At 64.4% G+C, this 19,187-nt stretch carries 15 protein-coding genes and 2 pseudogenes; 11 read left to right on the top strand and 6 right to left on the bottom strand.

Going from position 1 to position 19,187, the window contains the following annotated elements:
* Nucleotides 1-235 precede the first annotated feature (235 nt).
* Nucleotides 236-607, bottom strand: a pseudogene (locus CH256_RS09135) (UvrD-helicase domain-containing protein); the annotation flags it as partial.
* The gene (gene recC / locus CH256_RS09130; RefSeq protein ID WP_094669408.1) at nt 604-3,879 is read right to left on the bottom strand and encodes an exodeoxyribonuclease V subunit gamma; all 3,276 of its coding nucleotides are present in this window, start codon (nt 3,877-3,879) and stop codon (nt 604-606) included. The pseudogene CH256_RS09135 and the gene recC, both read right to left, overlap by 4 nt.
* A gap of 146 nt (nt 3,880-4,025) precedes the next feature.
* On the opposite strand from recC, the gene CH256_RS09125 reads away from it, so the two are divergent.
* The gene (locus CH256_RS09125) at nt 4,026-4,376 is read left to right on the top strand and encodes a VOC family protein (protein WP_094669407.1); all 351 of its coding nucleotides are present in this window, start codon (nt 4,026-4,028) and stop codon (nt 4,374-4,376) included.
* Nucleotides 4,377-4,548: 172 nt separating this feature from the next.
* Complete coding sequence (locus CH256_RS09120; protein ID WP_094669406.1) at nt 4,549-5,247, top strand: excalibur calcium-binding domain-containing protein; 699 nt, start codon at nt 4,549-4,551, stop codon at nt 5,245-5,247.
* A gap of 4 nt (nt 5,248-5,251) precedes the next feature.
* On the opposite strand, the gene CH256_RS09115 is transcribed toward CH256_RS09120, so the two are convergent.
* Nucleotides 5,252-5,761 carry an O-acetyl-ADP-ribose deacetylase gene (locus CH256_RS09115; RefSeq protein WP_094669405.1) on the bottom strand — a complete coding sequence of 170 codons (510 nt, stop codon included), beginning with the start codon at nt 5,759-5,761 and terminating at the stop codon, nt 5,252-5,254.
* On the bottom strand, nt 5,758-6,684 hold the full coding sequence (locus tag CH256_RS09110) for an ADP-ribosylglycohydrolase family protein (RefSeq protein WP_094669404.1): 927 nt from the start codon (nt 6,682-6,684) through the stop codon (nt 5,758-5,760). The genes CH256_RS09115 and CH256_RS09110 overlap by 4 nt, the downstream gene beginning before the upstream one ends.
* A 61-nt stretch (nt 6,685-6,745) precedes the next feature.
* On the opposite strand from CH256_RS09110, the gene CH256_RS09105 reads away from it, so the two are divergent.
* The 8 genes from CH256_RS09105 (at nt 6,746) to CH256_RS09070 (ending at nt 16,763) form a co-directional block, all read left to right on the top strand.
* On the top strand, nt 6,746-7,420 hold the full coding sequence (locus tag CH256_RS09105; protein ID WP_094640008.1) for an NrtR DNA-binding winged helix domain-containing protein: 675 nt from the start codon (nt 6,746-6,748) through the stop codon (nt 7,418-7,420).
* A gap of 48 nt (nt 7,421-7,468) precedes the next feature.
* Entirely contained in the window at nt 7,469-8,635 is a 1,167-nt protein-coding gene (locus CH256_RS09100) for a hypothetical protein (RefSeq protein WP_094669403.1), read from the top strand.
* A gap of 91 nt (nt 8,636-8,726) precedes the next feature.
* Complete coding sequence (locus CH256_RS09095) at nt 8,727-10,028, top strand: T3SS (YopN, CesT) and YbjN peptide-binding chaperone 1 (RefSeq protein WP_094640006.1); 1,302 nt, start codon at nt 8,727-8,729, stop codon at nt 10,026-10,028.
* 91 nt (nt 10,029-10,119) lie between these two features.
* On the top strand, nt 10,120-11,139 hold the full coding sequence (locus CH256_RS09090) for an AurF N-oxygenase family protein (protein ID WP_094669402.1): 1,020 nt from the start codon (nt 10,120-10,122) through the stop codon (nt 11,137-11,139).
* A 27-nt stretch (nt 11,140-11,166) separates the two neighbouring features.
* Nucleotides 11,167-12,765 (top strand): FAD-dependent oxidoreductase, encoded by a 1,599-nt coding sequence (locus CH256_RS09085; protein WP_094669401.1) that lies wholly within the window; start codon nt 11,167-11,169, stop codon nt 12,763-12,765.
* 162 nt (nt 12,766-12,927) lie between these two features.
* Entirely contained in the window at nt 12,928-13,737 is an 810-nt protein-coding gene (locus CH256_RS09080) for a hypothetical protein (protein WP_094669400.1), read from the top strand.
* Nucleotides 13,738-13,827: 90 nt separating this feature from the next.
* Nucleotides 13,828-15,126 (top strand): DUF2786 domain-containing protein, encoded by a 1,299-nt coding sequence (locus tag CH256_RS09075; RefSeq protein WP_094669399.1) that lies wholly within the window; start codon nt 13,828-13,830, stop codon nt 15,124-15,126.
* A 20-nt stretch (nt 15,127-15,146) separates the two neighbouring features.
* Complete coding sequence (locus tag CH256_RS09070) at nt 15,147-16,763, top strand: AMP-binding protein (RefSeq protein ID WP_094669398.1); 1,617 nt, start codon at nt 15,147-15,149, stop codon at nt 16,761-16,763.
* A 9-nt stretch (nt 16,764-16,772) separates the two neighbouring features.
* Here the strand turns inward: CH256_RS09070 and CH256_RS09065 are convergent, their stop codons facing one another.
* Both CH256_RS09065 and CH256_RS27625 read right to left on the bottom strand, forming a co-directional pair.
* Nucleotides 16,773-18,368 carry an ABC-F family ATP-binding cassette domain-containing protein gene (locus tag CH256_RS09065; protein WP_179272049.1) on the bottom strand — a complete coding sequence of 532 codons (1,596 nt, stop codon included), beginning with the start codon at nt 18,366-18,368 and terminating at the stop codon, nt 16,773-16,775.
* Between the two features lie 188 nt (nt 18,369-18,556).
* Nucleotides 18,557-18,679: a hypothetical protein gene (locus CH256_RS27625; RefSeq protein WP_373454796.1), complete on the bottom strand. Its 123-nt coding sequence runs from the start codon at nt 18,677-18,679 to the stop codon at nt 18,557-18,559.
* A gap of 45 nt (nt 18,680-18,724) precedes the next feature.
* Here CH256_RS27625 and CH256_RS09060 point away from each other — a divergent pair.
* A pseudogene (locus CH256_RS09060) lies at nt 18,725-19,187 on the top strand (SanA/YdcF family protein); the annotation flags it as partial.

Here is a 19,187-nt window from a genome sequence, read left to right as displayed (position 1 = left end):
GGCGGCATCGGTGGCCGCAGTCGACGACGCAGAAGTCGACCGGCGGCGTCGACGGTTGCGTAGGGCCTTGTCGGACTTCGACGCCGGAACCATCGTCACCACCCACAGTTTCTGTCAGCGCATGCTCGACGGACTCGGCATCGCAGGCGAGCGCGAACCGGAATCGACGTTCGTCGAATCCGTCTCGGACCTACTCGAACAGGTCGTGGACGATCTGTATCTGCAGATGTTCAGCGGTGACGATGGTTCCGGCGTCGAAGTCCGACAAGGCCCTACGCAACCGTCGACGCCGCCGGTCGACTTCTGCGTCGTCGACTGCGGCCAGAAATGCCACGAGTGGATCCCGAGATGCGCGAGCGGTGTCCGGGTCGGCCAGGTCCCGGGCGATCGACGCAAACCTGCTTCGGGTGCGATCACGGAGTTCCTGGGTCGCGGCTCGACTGAACGTCACCAGAAGCAGGTCCGAGATCTCGGCGATCCCTTCGGCGATGTAGCGCGCGGCCAACCCCACGATCGCGTACGTCTTGCCGGTCCCGGCGCTGGCTTCGAGGACGGTCGTTCCGGTCGGCATCGGACCGAGCAGGTCGAATCCGCGGGCGGCGGTCATGCGTTCCCCATGTTCTCGGCGATCAGCAACGGATCCCACAGCTTTCGAGCGAGAATCCCGAATCGGCTCTTCTCGTTCGAGGGCTCGGTCTCGTCGGCGAGCGGGGCCGCAGCGAGCAATGCCTGGAACGACAGGGCCGAACCGTGGACGTACCGCAACGATCGATCGGTGCCGTCGCCGAAGTCGCCCCGCCAAGCCCACGTGGCCGAGTCGTAGCCGTCCTCGATGGACCCGCCACCGAACCGCTTCTCTGCGTATGCCGATGCGGTACCGGTCGATATCGGCAGCGGCGACGTCATCCCACGATCACGCAAGTCCACCAAATCTTTCAGTACGGCAACGGGATCCCCTGGGGCGCTCAGCCGAGAGCGACGAGGCGGGCGCATTCCGCTCGCGCGGCCGATGGTGACGGCGCTCCAGTCCCCTGCCTCCGATGCCGCTACCGCCAGCAACCGCACCCACGCGGCCAGCCGGTGCTTGGCGGCCAGTCGCGAGTACGACGAACGTGCCAGCGTGCGGCCGTGGATCCCAGTGACGGTGCCGGTCAGGCGTCGGCCGTCGCCGAGATCGACCGCGACGTCGATCGTCTCGGCCGGACCCTCGTGGAAGGGAGCGGCCGCGTCGGCGATGATTCCGACGATCTGCCGGATGTCGGACATCTCGCGGCGGCCCTGATGAAACGGCGGAAGGGTTCCGCGCCGCCACTCGGCGTCGGCGAATTCTCCGATGTCCCCACCTGCGAGCACTGCTGCAAGCATCCGATCACCGATGTTCCACCGGGACAACGGATCCAGCTCGATGTCCAGGCTGTCCGCCAGGTCGTCCTCGAGCTCGGGAACGCGGAAGCCGAGTCGTTGCCGCAGAAAAGCCTGCACCGGGTTCTCGACGAAGGCGATGAGTTCGGCGAGTTCGACGTCCCCTCGATCGGCCGGAGGGAGCGCGTCGGGCAGAAACGGTGGTACTGGATCGGGCGTCCGTTGCTGGGAGACCGCCCCTGCCAGGGCCACCGTGTCGAAGCTGAACGGGTGTTCGGCTTCGAAATTGTGAGGATCGAAGGGCTGCAGCGGATGCCGATGTTCGACGCTTCCGCCCGCGGTCACCTCGAGCACGTCCATCAACTCGCGCAGCGGGATCGCGGGTGGCTTGGCCGACCCGTCGACGGGGTCTGCTCCGGTGTAGAACAAGAGCAATTTTTCCTCCGCCGACATCACCGCGTCGAGGAGCAGTTGCCGATCCTCGCTGCGAATGTCTCGTTCGCCGACGGCCGGATCGCGGGCGAGGATGTCGTCTCCGTCGATACTGCCCACTCGTGGGAACACCTCGTCGTCGAGCCCGAGCAGCACCACCACTCGGTGCGGCACCGAGCGCATCGGCACCATGGTGCACACGGTCAGCTCGCCGGTTCGAAAGTTCGCTCGGGTGGGTCGGCCGGCCAGTCTTCCGGCCAGCATGGCACGCACGTCCGCGAGCCGCAGCTCGGCGGTGCCGCCGTGTTCGGTGGCGTCGGAGATCTCGCGATGTGCTTGTGCCAGTTGCCATTCGTCTGCTGTTGGCACGTCGGCGAGGAGATCGAGGGCGCGCCCCAGCTGCCGCGTCCACTCGGTCACCGATGCCGGACCGGCCAGTGCCCGGAGCACCGACGCGAGCCGGTCCACCAGCTCGGCGAAGCGGCCGGCGAGGGTGATGTCGTTGCTGTCGACATCGTCGAGAGGCAGCGCCAGGTCGAGATACTCGTTCCGAGTCTCGTCCGCGGCCACTCCCAGCAAGATGCGATCAAGCGCCGACTTGAAGGTATTCTGCCGAAAACCGTTCAGGCCATATGCTTCTCGTTGTCGAACTGTCAATCCCCAGCGGGCACCGGAGCTCGTCACCCACTCGCGCAGTCGCTCGAGATCGTCGTCGGTGAACGAGAACTTCTCGCGCACCGGACCACTGGCGGCGAAGTCCAGCAACTCGCTCGCCGTCACCCGGCCCTCCGAGAAATCCAGCACCGTGGCGATGACGTCGAGGACGGGGTTGGTACGACGCAGGCCTCGATCGGCCAGCCGCACCCGTAGCCGATGTCCGGGATGTACCAGTGCCGTCTGCCCGAAGTTCGCGCGGATCAACGGCGCGTAGGTCTCGACATCCGGACACATCACCAGCACATCCCGTGGTTCGAGCGTCGGGTCGCCGGCGAACAGATGCAGCAACGACTCGCGCAGAACTTCCACCTGCCGAGCGGGTCCATGACACGCGTGAATCTGCACCGATCCGTCGGCGAACGTCGTTCCGTCGTCGAATTCGGGAGAAGGAGGCGAATCGGCGGTGATGTCCGCCTGGATTCGGCCGAGCAGCGTGTTCGCTGCTTCCGGGCCCTCGTGATGCACGGTGTGCGTCGCCACCGACGCGATGGTGGCCTGAAGTTCTCGCACGTCTCGCGACAGACCGGCCAGCAGCGGGTGCTCGACGGCCAGAGCTGTCGTGTCGTCTCGTCGGCGCGTCACCGCCGGGATCTCGGCGAGGGTGTGCCACATCGACGGGCTGGGATGCGGAACCCAGATGTGCACGTCGCGAGCCTGCGACAGCGCACTCAGTATCGCGAGCTGATCGGTTGTCAGCCGGGTCGGACCGAACACCGACAACCTGCTCGGTAGGTCCACCGACTCCGGTGCATCCCGGAGTCGTGCGCAGGTCTGCGGCAGGCGCTCGGCTGGGCTCGGGCTGCCGATCCGCTCCCGTATCGCGGCCCACACTCGCGGTTGCCACAGCAGGTCCTCGTCGAGATCGCCGCCGTGGCCGTCGGTGAAGCGCCCGTCGAACCAGTCGCGCAGCATCTGGGGACGCTGAGATCCGTAGGTGCGAAACAGTTCTGCCACATGCGATGCCGTCGACCAGCGGCGTCCCGCCCGATGATCCTCGGAACCTGCACCGAGGTGCTTGAACAGCACTGCCGCCCAGGTCTCGGTGCGACACTCGTCGATCACCTCCAGCGCGGTCCAGAGAACCCGGCCCGGAGCCCAGGGATCATCGTCGGGGTCCATGTCGTCGACCGCAGCAATGGCGCGCGAGACCAACCGCGACGGGCTCGGGAAGTCGATGTTGGCTGCGATGCCGTCGCCATCCGAACCGCCCAATGTGCTCGACAGTCGCTGCGTGAGCCACCGCTCGACGCCCTTCGCCGGGACCGACACGATCTCGGGCACGAACGGATCGGCCAACGGCACGGACAGGATGTCGGCGAGTGCAGCCGCGAGTGTTCCGGCGCGTTCGGCGCGGTGGAGCGTCAACATCGTTGCGGTCCCCTGCCTGCTCGTATCGGTGCCCGGTTTCGGGCTCGTGACGACCCTACTCGAGCCACCGACATATTCTGCGCGATGAGTCGGGCCGTCGGATCCGGTCCATATCTGCGCAACCGACCGATACGAAGGAGAACGCGATGATCGAACATGTGCTTGCCGTGGTGGCGGTGCGCGATATCGACTCGGCAGAAGAGTGGTACGAGAAGCTGTTCGGCCGCGGACCCGACAACAATCCGATGGCGAGTCTGGTGGAGTGGCGGTTGGCTTCCGCAGCGTGGCTGCAAGTGACCGTGGATCCTGGGCGGGCAGGCTCGTCGTTGTTCAACGTTGCCGTCGAAGACATCGAGGTGTTCGTCGATGCCGCTCGTTCCCGCGGAATCGACTTCGGCACCATCGTCGATGCGAACAAAGGGGTCAGACTGTCCACGGCCTCCGATCCCGACGGCAATTCCATCACTGCGATCGGCGGCTTTCGCGAGCACTACTGATCGAGCGGTTGCCGTTCTCGCACGGGATGTAACGACGAACCCCGTCGATGCGACATGGTGAACGGAAATGCGACCGACCGGTTCGAATAGAACGAGACGGTTGCTTCCGGTCTCGCGGGTGACATCTCGGCCGCGGCATCGACACCTCTCGTGACCCGAACGGACCCTCGACATGACCAGCGCCTACCCGCCGCCCTTCCAGCGACCGGCACTCGAGCCACAGACGCCTCGCCGCCCCCTGTTCGGGAAGGTATTCGCCTGGGCCGCAATTATTTTCGGTGCATTCTTTCTGATCGGGGCAGTGTTCTCGTTCGAGTTCGGCGCGCTACTCGTCGGCGCGTTGCTGGTCGGCAGCGGAGTCGTGTACCTGCGCTCGTCACCCGCGCGGGGTCGCAAGGTCTGGGCGGTACCTGCCATAGCCGTCCTCCCCGCCCTGTTCGTGATGGGACTGACCACCACGACCGAACCCGGGACCACTACCGCCATCGCACCGGTCGCGGCCGTGCCTGCGTTGCCGACCGTCACGACGACCACCGCGCCGCCGTCGACAACCACACCGGCCCCGACCACCACCACCGCAGCCCCGACGACCGAAACAGTCGCGGCCATCGTCGAGATACCGACGACAACGGAGTACGTCCCGCTGCCCGAGCCCGCGTACATCCCGGAGCCCGTCTACACGCCGGAGCCGGTGTACACACCCGAGCCCGTCTACACCGCCCCCGCGCCGTTGGCCGCAGTGCCGTCCGCTGTCTCGTACGCCAATTGCGATGCGGTCCGTGCGGCGGGTGCAGCCCCGATCTACGCCGGGGATCCGGGGTACAGCACCAAGCTGGACCGCGACAAAGATGGCGTCGGCTGCGAAAACTGACCAGTCACCCCACCAACCGCCGCGTCAGGTTCGCGGTTTCGCGGGAGTAGGCGATCAGCATGACGAGGTCGACCGACGGCCGGGCAGCTTTGACTGCCACCACCTGCTGGGTGACTGCATCGTGCATCGGCCATCCGTAGGAGCCGCCGGAAATCAGGGGAAATGCGATGGACTTCAGGTTCATCGACGCAGCCAGCGCCAGGCTTCGGGCGTAGCAGAGTCGCAGCAGCTCCGATCTGTCCTCGTGCGGGGAGTAGCGCGGGCCGACGGTGTGGATGACACAGCCGGCACGAAGTCGTCCCGCGGTGGTGGCGACGGCTGCGCCGATGTCGAGGCCGTGGGGCAGGGTGGTGGCCCGCAGCGCCTTGCATTCTGCGAGGATGTCCGGCCCACCGGCCCGGTGGATGGCACCGTCCACTCCCCCGCCGCCGAGTAATCGTGCATTGGCGGCATTGACGATCGCATCTGCGGCAACGTCGGTGATGTCGCCCTGGACGACGTCGATGATTGTCATGAAATCTCCCTCGCTGCAATGATGTTCGTAGTGATTCGATCGAGATCGTCGGCGCGCAACCCTGGGTAACCGTGGACGATGTCGCGCCATGCGCGCGGCACCGCCGATGCGCCCCAACGCGCTCCGAGGAGTCCTCCCGCTATGGCTGCCGTGGTGTCGGTGTCGCCGCCGGCGCGGACGCACAGTTCGAGAGCGGCAGGCAGGGGCCGGTCCGAGTCAGCGGACCGATGGATCGCCCACCACGCCGTCTGCAGAGCGTGGACCACCCAGCCGTTGTTCGGGAAATCGGACGGCTGCCCCTCCTGCGCCTGATCGAGCAGGGGCTGCCAGAACTCGCGGACGGCGGCGTCGGCGGCGGCCAGAAATTCACGCACCCCGCCGTGTGTACCGCGAAGAACCGCGTATCGAATTGCGTGAGTCCATAATTGGCATGCCTCACCGGCATGCGGGTCGGAATGGGTGAGGGCACTGATCCGTGCAGCAGCAGCTCGACATCCGGCCGCATCGTCGAGGTAGGCCAAGGCGACAGGTGCGGTACGCATGAGCGATCCGTTGCCGCCGGTTCTACCCGACAGTGACGCTGCCGCCGCGGTCATCTCTGAGCCGCTGAGTGTGGTCTGCGCGAGCACGGAGCGCGTTTGATTTCCTACGTCCGGAGGGTTCTGGGCAAACCACGCGCGAAAATTCTCGGCGATGTCGTCGATGTCTCCGCCCTGCTCGAGGGCACGCGCGACGCAGAGCGCCATCGAGGTGTCGTCGGTCCATTCCCCCGGGGCCCAATCGAATGCGCCGCCGCCGACCATGGCGATCGTCGTCTCGGGTGAGGGGTATCCGAACTCGTAGCCCGCGCCCAAGGCGTCACCCACTGCCGTTCCGAGGAGAACGCCCCGCGCTCGGTCGTGCTGAATGTCCGTCAACTGCATACCTACCCCTTAGATCGATATTGAGCTAACTATAGATCATTACTGCGCTAAGCTGCAACGCATGAACTGGCGAGACCGAGACGGCAACGCGCTGACCGACTACCCGCGCCCCTCCGTGGCAGTCGATGTGGCGGTACTGACCGTCCGCGAACGGCAATTGCACGTCGTCGTGGTGCCGTCGGAGCGCGGCCCCGCGCTACCGGGCACCTTTCTGCGACCGTCGGAGACTCTCGCCGACGCGGCAGACCGCGCGTTGAGGACGAAGGCCGACTTGATCGATCTCACTTTTCACCAGCTGAGGATGTTCGACGATCCCGACCGCGACGACCGCGGCTGGGTCCTGTCGATGGCGCACGGCGCAGCAATCTCGGCTCGATCATTGGCTCCCACAACCGAATCGATGCCGATAGACGACTCCGCACCGGTGTCGACACTGGCCTTCGACCACGGCACCATGGTGACCGAGGCAGTTCTCGACCTCCGTGATCGCTACGCGCGTGAGGTCGATCCCGCACTGTTGACGGACGCGGAGTTCACCCTTCTCGAACTTCGCGAGGTGTACGAGATCGTGTTCGATCGCGCTCTGCCGAAAGACACGTTCCGACGTCACGTCATCGGGTCGCTCGAAGGGACAGGCACAACCTCGACCGCAGGCGGCGGCCGACCCGCAGAGCTGTATCGTCGCGCATCGAATCCAGCTCTTCCTGCATCTGCGGGTTCGTTCCTACTTCGCTGAGGGCACGGATCGACGAAACCGGACATGCCTACCGATAAGCTGGCAGTCATGGGATCGAAGCGGCCTGCCAACCGCGGACAGAAACGTGCAGAAAAGACCAAGGCCCGGCAACGGCGCCACCAGCAATCCCGACCGGCCCCCACCGGTGCCGTCACCGAACGCATCGCCGATCTGATCGACGGTTTCGTCGAATGGCTCGACGAGAGCGAGATGTCGGAACAATCGGAGGCGATCTCTCGACTCGTGTCGTCGACACTGACCCAGCTGGCCGGAGCCCGTAACGGCTTTTCCCCCAGTGCCTGGCTACCCGCCGATGCACACTTGCTGGTGGACGCCGCGGAACGCATCCTGCAGGACGAGTCCGACACGGCCGAGGACACCGCGGTCAATCTGGTACTCACGTCACTGCAGTACCTGACCTTCCTCGACGAGACCGATCTCTGGGACGGCACTCCCGAGGACTACTCGCACTGCATGGAGGATCTCTCGGACTTCCTCCAAGGCGACGAGCCGGACATGCTCGACGCCGACGACATCGATCTGCCCGACGTCTCGCTGGCCCAGGAACTCGCCGCGATCTCCGCGTTGCCGCTGCTACCCGCCCTCGACGACATCGTCGCGCGCGTAGCCGACGGGTTGGCGGTGGGCGAGGACGCCGACCTGCAGCGCGCGGTCGGCTCCACCCCGCTCGATCCCGCCCGGCTCGAGGTGGGTGCCGCGGTCGACTACTGGTCGACGGCGATCGCGACCGAATTGATTCGCATCGACGGTGACACCGCCAGGCCGGGCGACAATGCGCATTCGCTGGCCGGCCGAGGCGCGGAGACGGTGCACGAGCTGGTCGCCGAACACGTTCGCGTCCAGCTGTCGGGAGATGCCGGCGACCCCGATGTGTCACGGTCGCTGGCGAACACTTTCGCGGTACAGACGCTGCTCGCCGCCATGACGGACGAGCTCCCCATCAACAACGAGGGCGAGGACTACGCCGAACTCGAAGGTGAGGATCTGCGTACGGCGCAGTTGATCGACCACCGCGTCCGATCCCTCATCGAGCAGGGCATCCTCGTCAAGATCGAAGAAGTACTCGCCGTTCCGCACGCTTTGCGTCCGGCAGTGCTCGACGGTGTCGCCGAGGCCCTACCGTTCGGTGTGATCGACGAGGAGTCGCAGCACGACCCGCTCCACAGCTCGGTCGAGGATTCAGCGTCGTCGTGACGGCCCCCGCGAACACCGAGACCGTGTCGGTGGTCGCCGCTAGCGTCACCGACTGTGCGTTACGCCAACGCGATCTGGGTAAGGAGCCGACATGAGCGATTCACTCGAGTTCGACTTCGACGTCGACGCTGCCTGGATGCAGTTCCAGCGCAGACTCGGCGACTACGTCAGCGCGATGCGCGACGGCGATGCGCTGGTGATCGAGTCGCGATACGACAGCACCGACGGCGTGCCCGACACCGCAGCCTGCGTGCAGTTCTACGCCTGGGATCTCGATATGGTCCGCTGCGAGATCCCGGCGAACGAGCACCTGCATCACAGCCGTGCCATCACCGAAGAGCAGCGGGAAGCGCTCAGCGCGTTGGGGTTTCGCATGTCGGTCGATTCCGAACCGACTGCACCGCACGTGGACCGGAATCGATCCTGGTCCGACGATCTGGCCAAGACGACCGTTGCGGTGTTCCGTGACATCTGGGGTCTCCCGCATCCGTCGTTCCTGAGCTCGCGCGCCACCGGCCGATACGACGTACCGAGTTTCGACGTCGCCACCCCCGAGCCCGGCATCACTGTCGTTCCGATGTGCGTACAGCCCAAGGGCAAGGAACACCTGCAGCAACTGGTCGATCGAGCGCTCGAGCCGTGGTTCGGTTTCCCGCCGGATCACGACCCCGACGGCGACATCCCCCTGCGGTTCGTCAACGGCACCGCATACGTGTCGGTCAAGCCCACCGAGCCTGTGGTCGAGATCAATTCGACGCTGGTGCACGCCGTGTCGGGACGAACCCGCGCAGCCGAGTTGTTGGTCGATCTCAATTTGCAGCTACCCGATGTGATGCTGCACCTGGTCCAGGACTGCATCGTCGCCCAGGTGCGGGTGAGCGGCTCCCCCTTCGTCGCCGATCACTTGCTGTGGGCAGTGCGGATGCTCAGTCACGTATGGGAGCAGGTCGACGAGAAATTCGCCGAGGATTTCGGTGGAGCGCTCGGCGAACCGACGCCGCCCCCGATCGAGGCCGAGGACTTTCCGGACGGTCTGCTCGAATTGGTCGATCTGATAGCCGAATCCGCGGAGCCACTCGACCTCGACACCGTCCTCGAACGTTGTGACTCCGATCGCGATGTCGTCGCCTCCTACCTGCGCATCAGCGCCGAGCAGGAGGCGTCGTGGCGTGGCATGGCGGTCGCTGCCGATCTCGGGGACGAGCACTGCGACGTCGACGAGGCCGACCGCGAAGCCGGCAAATGGGGCCGCGCCGTGGCTGCGCTGCGCGAGGTACTGCGCAGCACACCCGAACAGGTCACGCCGGTGGTCGATCCGTCGGCGATCCAGTTGCAACTGTTCGAGACCGACGAGGTGGCCGAGGTATCCGACGAACGTTCGGACGAACAGTAGAGGGAAAACGAACTGGGTTTTCCAGCGCGCTTCCCTTTCGTGTTAACTGGGGTTACATTAACTCTATGTTCGCACCTCGTTTGGAGAAGCCATGACACTGACGACAGGCACCACGTCCGTTTCGGTCGATACCGACACCGCGGACGAGCAGCAGTACATCGAGACACTCACCCTGTTGTCCGAGGGTTCTGTTCACAAGCACTTCGACCCCTACGTGGATATCGACTGGGAGTCCGAGAAGTTCGCGGTGCCCGCGAACGATCCTCGCTGGGTACTGCCCGCGAAGACGGACCCGATCGGCGGCCACGCCTGGTACCGAGCGCTGCCGCTCGAGAAGCAGATCGAGATCGGCATGTGGCGTCAGGCCAATGTCGCCAAGGTCGGTCTTCAGTTCGAGAACATTCTGATCCGCGGCATGATGCAGTACGTGTTCTCGCTGCCCAACGGCTCGGCCGAGGCACGCTACTGCACCCACGAATCCATCGAAGAGTGCAACCACACCCTGATGTTCCAGGAGATGGTCAACCGCGTCGATTCCGATGCTCCCGGCATGAGTCGGCCGATGAAGATGCTGTCGCCGTTCATTCCCCTGTTCGCCACGCTGTTGCCCGAGTTGTTCTTCGTCGGTGTTCTCGCAGGCGAGGAGCCCATCGACCACATCCAGAAGTCGGTTCTGCGGTCCGGTGAAGAAATCCACCCGATCATGCAGAGGGTCATGGCGATTCACGTCGCCGAGGAAGCGCGGCACATCTCGTTCGCACACCAGTTGCTGCGTCGCCGCGTCCCCAAGATGTCCAAGGCCGGACGGTTCTTGCTCTCGCTGGCCTTCCCGATCACGATGCGCATTCTGTGCGACGTCATCGTCATTCCGCCGAAGAAGTTCTGGACGAAGTTCGACATCCCGGCGCGGGTGAAGAAGGACCTGTTCTGGGGTACTCCGGAGTCGCAGCACGCACTGCAGGACTACTTCGGAGACGTCCGCATGCTGGCCAACGACACCGGAATGATGAATCGCGCCGCTCGCCTGATGTGGAAGCTGTGCGGAATCGACGGCAAAGCGTCCCGTTTCCGCAGCGAACCCGACCGCAGTTCCAGCCAGTTCGCCGCATAGCTCGCGCCCCAGCCGTCAGGAAACCTCATGCCCCACGTCGTCACCCAGTCATGTTGCAGCGACGCATCGTGCGTCTACGCGTGTCCTGTCAACTGCATTCATCCCACTCCCGACGAGCCGGACTTCCTGACGGCGGAGATGTTGCACATCGACCCGCAGTCGTGTGTCGACTGCGGCGCGTGCGTCTCGGCCTGCCCAGTCGATGCCATTGTGCCGCAGGCGAAACTGACAGAGGCACAACTGCCGTTCCTGACGATCAATGCGGATTTCTACAAACAGGAGCGCCCGCCTCGGCCCATCCTGGCACCGGTCACGCCTGCTGCGTCGGTCTCGCGGGATCGTCAGCCGCTGCGAGTCGCGATCGTCGGATCGGGCCCATCGGCGATGTACGCCGCGGACGAGCTGCTCACGCAGCCGGGCGTGAGAGTCGATGTCTACGACCGACTCCCACAACCACACGGCCTCGCTCGACTCGGCGTCGCACCCGATCATCAGAAGACGCGTCAGGTATCGCGCTTGTTCGAAACCATCTCTGCGCAAGAGGGATTCACGTACCACCTCGGCGTGGAGGTCGGCAAGGACGTCACGCACGACGAGTTGATGGACACCCACCACGCCGTCATCTATGCGGTCGGGGCGTCATCGGATCGTGAGCTCCGCATTCCCGGTGCCGAATTGCCCGGGCGCAGTTCGGCTACCGACTTCGTCGCCTGGTACAACGGCCATCCCGACCACGCGCATCGCACGTTCGATCTCTCGCACGAGCGCGCGGTGGTCGTCGGCAACGGCAACGTTGCCCTCGACGTCGCCCGCATTCTGACGATGAATCCGGATACCCTCGCTCGGACCGACATCGCTCCGCACGCCTTGGACGCATTGCGCCACAGCTCCATTCGCGAGGTGGTCGTCGTCGGTCGCCGCGGCGTGGCGCAGTCCGCCTTCACCGTTCCCGAGTTCGCCGGGCTGCTGACCGTCCCCGATATCGACTTGGCCATCGACCGCAGCGAACTCGCGCTCGATCCGGTCACCGTCCGACTCGCGAGCACCGACGACCTTCCCCACGCCGTGGCGCAGAAGCTGCAGTTGCTTCGCCACGTCGACGAATCCCCCGAACACAGCGACGGCCGCAGGCGAATCACCCTGCGCTATCTTCTCTCCCCCACCCGCATCCTCGGCACCGATCGAGTGACGGGCGTCGAGTTCGAGCGGATGGGCCTGTCCGCCGACAGCGAGGACGTGGTTCGCAGCGTCCCGACCGGCGACGTGGACGTCGTCGAGGCCGGGCTCGTCCTCACCTCCATCGGCTACCGCGGCGTCGCGCTCCCCGGAGTTCCGTTCGACGATCGTGCCGGCATCATTCCCAACAACGGCGGGCGCGTCCTGGAGGAAGTAGGTGGGTCGACGGCGATCGGCACCTACGTCACCGGCTGGATCAAGCGTGGCCCCTCGGGATTCATCGGCACCAACAAATCCTGCGCGCAGGAAACCGTCGGACACCTGGTCGACGACTTCAATGCCGGTCGCCTGACGGACCCGATCGAGTTGCCCAGCACGTGGCCGGCCGACTCGAGTCGAAGCCCACTGCGACGCTCGAAAGCACTGCTCTCGACGCTGCGCCGCTCCTGACCGATCGCGCACCCCGGTTGGGATCAATGTGCCTTTCGGTCGCTCCGAGTGCAACAACGTCGCATTCATCCGGACGGCCTCGAGGTTGAAGCGTCTACTATCGGGGTAACTACAGTCATCGGTCACCGACTCACGGCGGGCCAACACCTCGAGGAGCACGAGATGCCGGCCCTGCGACGCATCTTCACCAGAACCGCTGTCCCAATTGCCGGTATTGCCATGGCGTTGGTATGCGCGGCACCGGCCCAGGCTTTGCCGACACCCGGCGACCTCTCCGATGTCCCGGCACGGACGTCGTTGTCGTACGAACACCTCCCGACAGGGACTTATGTAGGCAGCGCTGAGGACAACTCTGCGCGCCCGGGACTGTCGACGGTCAAGCTCTACATGGCCGATTACGTCGTCCGTTTCGGCGATGGTTCGCCGAGAGACCTCGACCTCGCCGCGCGGATGATCCAGGTCAGCGACGACGGTGCCGCATCGACGCTCGACAACAAGTACCCCCAGGCAATATCGGCGACCGCCGCGGAGTACGGACTCACCTCTACCTCGCGGGGCGGTTTCTGGGGCAGCTCGTCCACGAGCACAGCCGACACCGTGCGATTCTTGGCGGCGAAGAAGCGCACCGACCCCGCCAGCCCGGTCCTCGCCTGGATGAACACCGCGGCTCCTGTGGCACGCGACGGAATGGTTCAGGACTGGGGCACCCAGCAGTTGGCCGGCGTGACGGGGAGCAAGTGGGGATGGGCCGACGACCGGTCGAGTGTTGTCGCGTCAGCGTCGATCGGCGATGATTTCGTCGTCGCCTCCAACACGTACGGACCGAGCAGCACCAACACCGACGACGTCTTGGGCGCGCTCGGCGGAATCGAACTGACGGCACCGCCCGCCGCCGTCTCTGTTCCCAACCTTCCCGTGATCCCCGGTCTGCCGTCGGTCGAGGAATTGCTACAGATGCTTGCCCCTCGCTGACACGTTCGAATAGTTTGTCGGACCCCTCCCATACTCTGCGTCTCACCGAACAGTTCGGTGACCACACCGGGGGACGTGGAGGGGACGACGATGAGTCGTATCGATTTGGACAGTTTTTTCAAGTACACGCGGGCGACCAGCGCGTGGCAGGATGCCGATCCGAGCGAATTACTCGACAGCGGAATCGGATTCGCCCAACTCGGATCAGCGGGAAAAGACAGGGTCCGGCTGGTAGCGGAACGCTTGGCCGCTCTGGATGCGCAACAGAGTCGTTCGGTGCACGATTGCGCGGCGCGAACACTCGACGATGCTCTCGACACGGCGTTCGAGAACGGTTGGCAGCCAACCGAACTCGTTCATGTCACGCTTCAGTGCGCCGGAGGCGACGGCACAGTGGTCATCGTCGAGGCCATCGGAGCACACACGGCACGAAGCTCGGCCGAGCGCCTCGCTCCGGATTCATGGCGTGATCAGCTATCCGAGCTGCGAGTCGACTCCGCCGGGGGCACGACCGCCGAGAGACTTCAAAGGTGGCGTTCGTACAACCGACGATCGTCGGCGCAGTCCTGGTACACCCTTTTGCTCGTACTCGGTTGTTCGACATGGCTGTTGCCCCTCGAGAAGCTCCTGCCCCCTCCGGCCAGGTGGACCTCGCAGTCGGCAGCGACCGGCCCCCGGCGAGCCACGGACTCGAAGATGCTCGGCAGAATCCGAGGGCTGCTGGCCAAGGCCGAGTCGACGCAATTCCCCGCTGAGGCCGAGGCGTTATCGGCCAAAGCCCAAGATTTGATGACGCGCTACGCGATCGACAGCGCGCTTCTCGATGTGGGGAACCCTCGCAGCCTGATCGACGATGTCGTCACGCGACGCATCATGGTGAGCAATCCGTACTCCAAAGCCAAACTGCTTCTGCTGCACTGCGTATGCCATGCAAATGGTGCCAGGACACTGTGGAAGAAGAAGTACTTGCTGGCCAGCATCATCGGCATGCCCGTCGATCTCGATCTGTGCGAGCTCCTCTACACCTCGCTACTCGTGCAATCGACGCGCGCACTCGACGAGGTGGCCGATTCGCCGGCAGCGCGGACCCGTAGTTTCCGCAACGCTTTCTTGATCGCCTACGCCCACCGTATCGGCGAACGACTGACCGAAGCACGCGACCGCGCCACCGCTGCTGCCACTCGACAACACGGCTCTGCGCTGGTGCCCATCATGGCGGAACGAACCGACGCAGTCGACCGAGCGTTTGCGGCCCGGCATCCGACGACGAGAACGATCAGGTTCAGCAGCGACAATGCAGCGGGATCGCATGCCGGCCGTGCCGCCGCCGAACGCGCGGACCTTACCGGTGGGCGCGAACGTATCGACAAATCCGATCTGGCCTCGTAGTGCGCGCTACATTGACTGCCATGACCGGTCTCGATACTCCCCTGACGCCCCTTCGCTTTCTCGAACGCGCAGCGGAGGTCCACCCCCACAAGACCGCCGTGGTGGACGGGCCCAGGACATTCACCTACGAGCAGTTCGCTGCCGACGTCACCCGGCTCGCGCACGCACTGCGCGCGTCGGGTGTCGGCCACGGAGATCGGGTGGCCTACATCGCGTCCAACTCTGCGGAGCTGTTGTTCGCGCACTACGCGGTTCCACTGGCCGGTGCCGTTCTGGTCGCAATCAACACCAGACTGTCGCCCGCCGAGGTTCGCTACATCTGCGATCACTCCGGTTCGGTTCTGCTGGTGGGTGATTCGGAGCTGCTGTCCGGGCTCGGAACAGATCCGATCGCCGATTCGGTCCGTGAGATCGTCGAGACACCCGCCCCCGACGGCACGTACGCAACGCTGCCGCACGCCACTCGATACGATGCCTTCCTCGAGAGAGGCTCCGACGATCCACTGGAGTGGGAGGTCGACGACGAGACGTCGACCATCACGATCAACTACACCTCGGGCACCACCGGTCGACCCAAGGGCGTGATGTACACCCACCGCGGTGCCTATCTCAATTCGCTCGGAGAACTGCACCACCAGGGATTCGGCATCGACACCCGATACCTGTGGACACTGCCGATGTTCCATTGCAACGGATGGTGCACCACCTGGGCGGTCACGGCCGCGTCGGGCACGCACGTGTGCCTCCGCGGAGTGCGCGGAGACGCTATCTGGTCGGCCATCGACAACGGTGTCGATCACCTTGCCGGCGCGCCGACGGTGCTGACCACTCTTGCCACTGCCGCAGAGGCGCATTCGCTCGACAGACCCCTGACCATCGTCACGGCGGGCGCTCCACCGAGTCCGACGATCATCAGCAAGATCCGAGCGCTGGGAGCGACGCTCGTACACGTGTACGGCCTCACCGAGACCTACGGTCCGTACTCGGTGTGCGAGGCGAAACAGGAATGGCTCGAATTGGACGCCGACGACCAGGCTCAGCGCTTGGCTCGACAGGGAGTCGGCATGCTCACTGCCGACCGTTTGCGCGTGGTGCGAGACAAGCCGGATACAGGCGGAACGTTGATCGACGTCGAACCCGACGGCGTCGAAATGGGTGAGATCGTCATGCGCGGCAACAACGTCATGAAGGGGTACTACGACGACGCAGCCGGTACGACGCAGGCCTTCGCGGGCGGCTGGTTCCATTCAGGAGACCTCGGGGTGATGCATCCCGACGGCTACGTTCAGCTGCTCGATCGCGCCAAGGACGTCGTCATTTCCGGCGGCGAGAACATCTCGACGATCGAGGTCGAACAGGCACTTGCCAGCCACCCAGCCGTCGCCGATGTGGCGGTCATCGGAGTGCCGGACGACAAATGGGGAGAGCGACCGAAGGCATTCGTGGTGCTGGTGCCGGGTGCGGACGCCTCCGAGGCAGAGCTCGTGTCGCACGTGAAATCGGCTATCGCGTCGTACAAAGCCCCGCGCGCAGTCGAATTCATCGTCGAGTTGCCGAAGACATCGACCGGCAAGATCCGAAAGAAGGAGTTGCGCGACGCCGAGTGGGGCACGTCCACGTCGAAGATCAACGGGTAGCCCGGAAGGTCAGGCCATCTGCACACCAGCGATTTCGGTGACGCCGCCCTTGCCATCGAACGACAACTGCCGAAAGGCCACCTTCTCGACGAAGAACCTGTCGTGACTCACCAGAATCACCGCACCGGGAAACGCCATCAAGGCGCGTTCGAGTACCTGAGTGCTCTGCAGGTCGAGATGGTTGGTGGGCTCGTCGAGCACGATGACGCCTGCGCCGAACAGTAGGCACTGAGCCAGGGCGACGCGCGCTTTCTGGCCTCCGGACAGAACTCCGATCTTCGACTTGAGATCCAGCTCGGAGAACTGCAGCAGCGTCAGGAAGCGGTGCACTTCCTTCTTCGTTGCCGTGAGTGCGAGACTGCCCGGCATTGCGTTGACCGAGTGCGACACGGTGTCGTCGAGATCGAGATCGGCCAGCACCTGGTTGTAGTAGATGAACGACGGAGCCTTGGTCTTCCATTTGATCTTGCCGTCGTCCGGTTGCTCGGCACCGACGAGGATGTCCACCAGAGTGGTCTTTCCACATCCATTGGGTCCGGTAATGGCAATGCGGTCGCCGCGGTGCACGGTGAACGAGATGTTCTCGAAGAGTCGTTGCTCGCCATAGCTTTTGGAGATCCCCGTGATCTCGGCCAGGTTGTCGTGCACGTGCAGTCCGCCGTAGATTGCAGTGACCACTGTGTCGACGGGACGCGGACTCTTGCTCTTCTTGATGTTCGCCAGCCGACGCTTGAGCACCCCGCTGGGGTTCTTCACGGCTTCCTTGCGATCGCTGATCGCTTCCTGCTCGTAGGCCAGCAATTGTTGTTCGTTGCTGAACTCACGTTCGAGGTTCTTGAGCCTGAACTGCTTCTGCTGAACGTATTCCGAATAGCTTCCGTCGTACGTCTGCAGGTGATGGTTCTCGATTTCGACGATGCTGGTGACGACCTGCTCGAGAAACGCACGGTCGTGCGAGACGACGAGGAGCGCACCGCGGAAGTCACGTAGCCACCGTTCGAGCCAGGCGATTCCGGCAACGTCGAGAAAGTTGGTCGGCTCGTCGAGCAGCAGGACGTCGGGTGCCTCGATCAGGATCTTGGCCAGCGCGGCGCGGTTGCGCCAACCACCCGACAGGCGATCGACGGGTAGCTCACGTCGTTCGGCGTTGAATCCGAGCATCGACAGCACCGTGTCGATCTGCTGGTGGTAGGTCCAACCGCCGCTGTTCTCCATGGCGTCGAGCAGTTCGGCTTGCCGATCGACGAGCTTGTACATCTGCTTCTCGTCGAGATCACCGCCGAGTGCTGCCTCGACTTCGGCCAACTCGACCTCGATCGCGTGGACAGCGACGAAAAGCGATTCGAGCTCCGCTTGGATGCTGCGATCGCCGTCGAGTTCCGAGAACTGTGAGAAGTACCCGATTCGTGCGCCCTCGGTGACATCGACGGTTCCGGAATCGGGCGTCTCACGCCCGAGAAGGAGCTGCAGCAGGGTGGTCTTGCCCGTGCCGTTGCGGCCGATCAGACCGATGCGATCGCCGTCAGCGAGACGAAAGAACACCTCGCGCAACATCACCTTCTGGTCGTATCCCTTGGCGATGTCGTTCAAGCGGATCCAGCTCAAGCGTTCACTTCTCCTGAAAAAACGGGTCCGCTGAGTCGTCGAACCGGGCCAGCTCACTGTAGCCGGGCTAGAGCCGTCGCCGTCCCTGTCGTCCGCCTGATCGGCTCCCCTGCTTCGAATGACCGACGCCGATCGGAGGCACATATCCAGAACCGAGGGGCTGATTCACACCTCGCCGTCGGCCACACTCATCGGTCGGTGATGGTCGCGAGCGAATCGACAGGCGGGGAGACCACCACGGGATCGCGGCCGGACCACAAATCCAGCACGGCCTTGGGGCGCGCCAACAACTCTCGCGCGTAATTACGCACCACCGCAAGGGTATTGCAGTCGATACACTCCGCCGTGACCCCATCGACGTCGAGGATGCGCCGGACGCACCGGTGGCCATCGTCCTCGGTGCGCAGGTGCGCGACGGCAAGCCGATGCGATTTCTCTCCGGACGTCTCGACACTGCGATTGCGTTGATGGCGGCGGGGAAGATCAAGGCAATTCTGGTTTCCGGTGATGCAGACGGTAACTCGGGCAACGAGATTCAAGCGATGACCGACTATTTGATCGAGCACGGAATCGATCCTGCGGTGATCATCGGAGACGATCACGGCATCGACACCTACGACACCTGCGCACGGGCGAAAGAGACCTTCGGGGTCGAACGCGGACTGATCATCAGCCAAACTTTCATGTATCGCGAGCAGTAGCGTTGTGCGAGGACATGGACCTCGACGTCGATGGGGTCACGGCGGAGTGTATCGACTGCAATACCCTTGCGGTGGTGCGTAATTACGCGCGAGAGTTGTTGGCGCGCCCCAAGGCCGT

The sequence above is a fragment of the Rhodococcus sp. 05-2254-6 genome (genome assembly GCF_002258565.1).
Lineage (GTDB): Bacteria > Actinomycetota > Actinomycetes > Mycobacteriales > Mycobacteriaceae > Rhodococcoides.
Note: the sequence above shows the minus strand (reverse complement) of the source record. Positions and strands in the feature narration are given on the sequence as shown.